The 4,705-nt window shown below is 74.9% G+C and carries 2 protein-coding genes; both read right to left on the bottom strand.

Annotation, left to right across the window (positions count from 1 at the left end; all coding sequences use genetic code 11):
- Positions 1 to 1,467: amino acid adenylation domain-containing protein (locus AE652_RS35570; protein WP_049659135.1), on the bottom strand; the 1,467-nt coding region annotated here is incomplete at its 3' end.
- Positions 1,464 to 4,705: acyltransferase domain-containing protein (locus tag AE652_RS35565; protein WP_049659134.1), on the bottom strand; the 3,242-nt coding region annotated here is incomplete at its 5' end. The genes AE652_RS35570 and AE652_RS35565, both read right to left, overlap by 4 nt.

Below are 4,705 nucleotides of genomic sequence, written 5' to 3'. Positions count from 1 at the left end.
CTCGGGCAGCGCGTCGCGGTCGAGCTTGCCGCCCGGGCCCAGCGGGAGGGCGGGCAGGAAGACGAGCGTCGCGGGCACCAGGTAGTCGGGCACCTCGGCGGCGAGCCGGCCGGTGATCGCGCCCTGCAGGGCCGGGTCCAGCCGGGGGCCGTCCTGCGGTGCGCCCTCGCCGGCGGGGACGACGTAGCCGACCAGCCGGTTGCCCCGGACGGCGGCGGCGGCCTCCCGGACCTCGGGGCAGCCGGTCAGCCGGGCCTCGACCTCCTCCAGCTCGATCCGGTAGCCGCGCAGCTTGACCTGGTGGTCGGAGCGGCCGAGGAACCGGAGTTCGCCGTCCTCGGTGAACCTGACGACGTCCCCGGTGCGGTACATCCGCTCGCCGTCGCGGAACGGGTCCGGCACGAACCGCTCGGCGGTGGTGCCGGGCCGGTTGACGTAGCCGTGCGCGAGGCCGACGCCGCCGAGGTAGAGCTCGCCGGACTCGCCGGCCGGGAGCGGCCGCAGCTCGTCGTCGAGCACGTAGACCAGGTCGGTGGTGGTCGGCGGGCCGATGGTCGGCTCGTCCGTCCCGTCCTCGGGCACCAGCCCGAACGAGCAGAAGACGGTGCCCTCGGTGGGGCCGTAGGCGTTGAACACCCGGGTGGCGCCCGTCTCCCGGTAGGCCCGGTCGGCCAGCTTGCGGCGCAGCGCCTCGCCGCCGAAGACGATCGACCGCACGTTCGGGGGCAGGGCGCCGGCGTCGAGCAGGCCGTTCATGACCGACGGGACGACGGACAGGTGGGTGATCCGGTCCGCGTACCGGCTCTCCGTCAGGTGGACGGCGCTCTCGACGAGCACGACGGCGCCGCCGCGGCACAGCGCGTTGAAGACCTCCATCACGGACAGGTCGAAGCAGACCGAGCTGGCCGCCGAGACGCCGCTCAGGTCGCAGCCCTCCAGGACCCGGTCCATCTCGGCGAGCATCGCCACGGCGCCGGCGTGCCGGACGGCCACGCCCTTGGGCGTGCCGGTGGAGCCCGAGGTGTAGATGACGTACGCGGTGTCCTCGGGCACGACCGCCACGGGCTCGGCGCCGGGCTCGGTGGCCGTGGTCCCGCCGAGCACGACCACGGTCGGGCCGGGCGGGCAACTGGCCCGGGACGCGGGCGTGGTGAGCAGCAGCCGGGTCCCGCTGTCCCGGACCATGAAGGCCAGCCGGTCGGCGGGGTAGTTCGGGTCCAGCGGCAGGTAGCAGGATCCGGCGCGCAGGGCCGCCAGGACGGCGACGAGCAGGTCGGGGGTGCGCTCGACGCAGATGCCGACCGGGACGCCCGGGCCCGCGCCGTCGGCCAGGAGCCGCTCGGCCAGCTCGCGGGACCGCTCGTTCAGCTCGCCGTAGGTCAGCACGCCGGCGTCGGAGTAGACCGCGGTCGCGTCGGGGTTCTTGACCGCCTGGGCGATGAACTCGGAGTGCAGGGTTTCGGTCACTGCTCTGTCTCCTTGGGGAGGCCGGCCGGCGCGATGTCGCCGAGGGCCTGGTCGGGTCGGGCGATCGAGTCGAAGAGCACGGTGCGGTACAGCGCGAGCAGGGCCGTCACGGTCTGCCTCTCCAGGTAGCCCGGTTTGAACTGGACGTGGCCGGCCACCCGGCCGTCGATGTCGGCCATCGAGATCTCCAGGTCGAACTTGGCGAGGTGCCTGCGCACCTGGAGCGGCTCGAGCGGCAGCGCGGCGTCCGGGGAGAGGGTCTCGCCGACGCCGTGGAAGAGCTTGACGGAGCGGGGGAAGGCGTCCGAGGAGAGCCAGTTCACCACCACGTCGAACCACGGGGAGCGGCCCTCGGCGCGCGGCGGCTTCAGCTGGGCGGCCAGCAGGTCGAGGGGGTAGTTCATGTGCTCCAGGAGGCCGAGCGAGAAGGCGTGGACCTCGCGCAGCAGCTCGCGGAAGCTGCGGTCCCCGGCGGGGTTCGCCCGGACCAGCACGGTGTTGAGGTAGTAGCCGATCGCGGACTCCCAGCCGGGCTCGGCCCGTTGGGCGATCGCGGTGGCCAGCACCGAGTCCTCCGTCCCGGCCGCGCGGTTGAGCGTGGCGAAGAACCCGGCCAGCACGACGGTGCTGATCGACACGCCCTCGCGCACCGCGAACTCCCGCAGCAGGCGGGTCTCCTCGGCGCTCCAGCGGAACGCGAGGTCGCGGCCCTCGTAGGTGACGCCCGGCGGCCGCTCCTTGCTGGACAGGTCCAGGTGGGCGGGCGGGTCGGCGAGCTTCTCCGACCACCAGTCCAGCGCCGCCTCCGCGGCCGGCCCGGCCAGCCACTGCCGCTCCCACTCGACGAACTCGGTGTACGGGGCGACCGGCGTGCGGTCGGCCGGGTCGGCGCCCTCGTAGAACTCCTGGAGCTCGCGGATCATGATGTCGGCCGAGGCCGCGTCCGAGGCGATGTGGTGGACCAGCACCATCAGGAAGTGGTCGGACGGACCGCGCCGCATCAGGACGACCCGCACCAGCGGACCGTTGTCCATGTCCAGCGGCTCGTGCCCGTACCGGGCCAGTTCCTCGCGGGCCTCCTCGTCGTCCAGGTCGGCGGTGTCCACCACGAGGAACTCGTACACCGGCTCGTCCAGGACGACCTGGTACGGGCGGCCGCCCGCCTCCACGTAGAGGGTGCGCAGCGCGGGGTGCCGGTCGAGCACGGCCAGGACGGCGCGCTCCAGGGCGTCCTCGTCGACCGCCGTCCGGATCCGGGCGGTCACCATGTAGTTGTAGGGCACGGCGTCCGGCGCGATCATCTGCATGAACCAGAGCGAGGCCTGGCCGTGCGAGGCCGGCGCCAGTTCGAGGCCGAGGCCGTCGGCGCGCAGCTGCTCCGACGCCGGCGCGTCGGTGGCCTCCAGCAGGCCGCGCGCGTCCAGCTCCTCCAGCAGCTCCTCGGCGTCCAGTTCGGACAGGTCCTCCAGGAAGGACCGCGCCGGCTCGGGCGTGGGCGTCGAAGCCTGGGGCGCCTGGACCGCCTGGACCGCCTGGGGCGGCTGAGGGGCGGGAGTGGCCGGTCCGTCGGCGAGCCCGACGAAGTGGCCGACCACCTCGGCGATGGAGCGCCCGTCCAGGAACACCACCGGCGAGACCCGGTGCCCGAGGACGGCCTGCATCCGGTTGACGAGGCGGATCGCGAGCATCGAGTCGAGGCCGAAGTCGCGCAGGCCGGCGCCGGCGTCGAACCTGCCCGCCGGTACGCCCAGCGCGTCGGCGAGTTCGGCGAGGACGACCTCCGCCACCGGCCGCTCCGCCACCGGGGCCTGCGCGGGCTGCGCCGCGACCGGTTCGGCGACGGCGGTGGCCGCGACCTGGGTGGCCGGGGCGGGCTCGCGGCGGGGCTCGGAGTCGATCCAGTAGCGCTCCTTCTGCCACTGGACGAGCGGGGTCTCCACCACCTCGACGTCGTCGCCGAACAGCGGGTCGAAGGTCAGCGGCAGGCCCCTGACGAACAGTTCGGCGGCGGCGCCCAGCAGGCAGCGGAGGTCGCTCTCCCCGCGCCGCATCGAGTTGACCGCGTGCACCCGGACGCCTCGGGACAGTCCGGTCTCCTCGACCGCGCCGCGCAGCGTCTCGTGCGGGCCGATCTCGATGAAGGTGGAGACGCCCCGGTCGACGAGCGCGGCGGTCGCCTCGGCGAACCGGACCCGGTCGCGCAGGTTGCGCACCCAGTAGTCGGCGTCGACGGGCGGGTTCACCGCGCCGGCCAGGGCGGTGGAGTGGAAGTCGAGGCCGGGCGTCAGCGGGGTGATGTCCTTGAGGCGCTCACGCAGCGGGCCGGTCAGCGCGTCCATGCCGGGGCTGTGCATCGGCCGTTCGACCCGGAGCCTCCTGGCCGTGATCCCGTCCCGGCCGAGGTCGGCCGCCAGGGCGTCGAGGGCCTCGCGCGGGCCGGAGACCACCGTGCTGGTGGGGCTGTTGACGGCCGCGACGGCCGCCTGCCCGGCGTAGGCGGCGAGCCGGGGCAGCAGCTCCGGCTCCGGCAGGTCGACCGAGAGCATCGCGCCCGCGGCGGCCTCGTGTTCGAGCAGCTGCGAGCGGGCGACCACGACCTTGGCGGCGTCCTCCAGGGACAGCGCGCCGGCCACGCAGGCGGCCGCGACCTCGCCCAGGCTGTGCCCGACCACGGCGGCCGGCTCGACGCCGAGTCCGAGCCAGACCTTCGCCAGCGAGACCTGGAGGGCGAACAGCACCGGCTGCTGGACGTCCAGCTCCTCGTACCGGGCCTGCCCGTCCGGGGCGGTGAGCCGGTCGAGCACCGAGCCGCCGCCGGCCGCGCGCACGGCGTCGTCGCAGGCGTGCATCCACCGCCGGAAGCCGGCGTGCGAGCGCAGCAGTTCGCGGCCCATGCCGGCCCAGTGGGTGCCGGTGCCGGAGAACACCAGCGCCACCCGCCGGTCGGCGGTGCCGGAGACCGTGCCGGTGACGGCGTCGGGGTGCGGCCGGCCGTCGGCGATCCGGGCGAGCCCGTCCAGGACGTCCTGCCGGTCGCGGGCGAACAGGGCGATCCGGTGGGCGTGGTGGGTGCGCCGGGCGGCGAGGGTGTAGGCGAGGTCGGAGACCCGCAGGGCCGGGTCGCGTTCGACGTGGTTGGACAGCGCGCGGCAGGTGTCGGCCAGCGCGTCCGCGGTCCGGGCCGTGACGGGGACCAGGTGCACCCGGTCGGCCGCCGCGGCCTCGCCGCCGCCCGGCG

This window comes from Kitasatospora sp. MY 5-36, assembly GCF_001182915.1.
Taxonomy (GTDB): domain Bacteria; phylum Actinomycetota; class Actinomycetes; order Streptomycetales; family Streptomycetaceae; genus Kitasatospora.
This window is presented reverse-complemented; position numbering and strand designations above follow the sequence as displayed.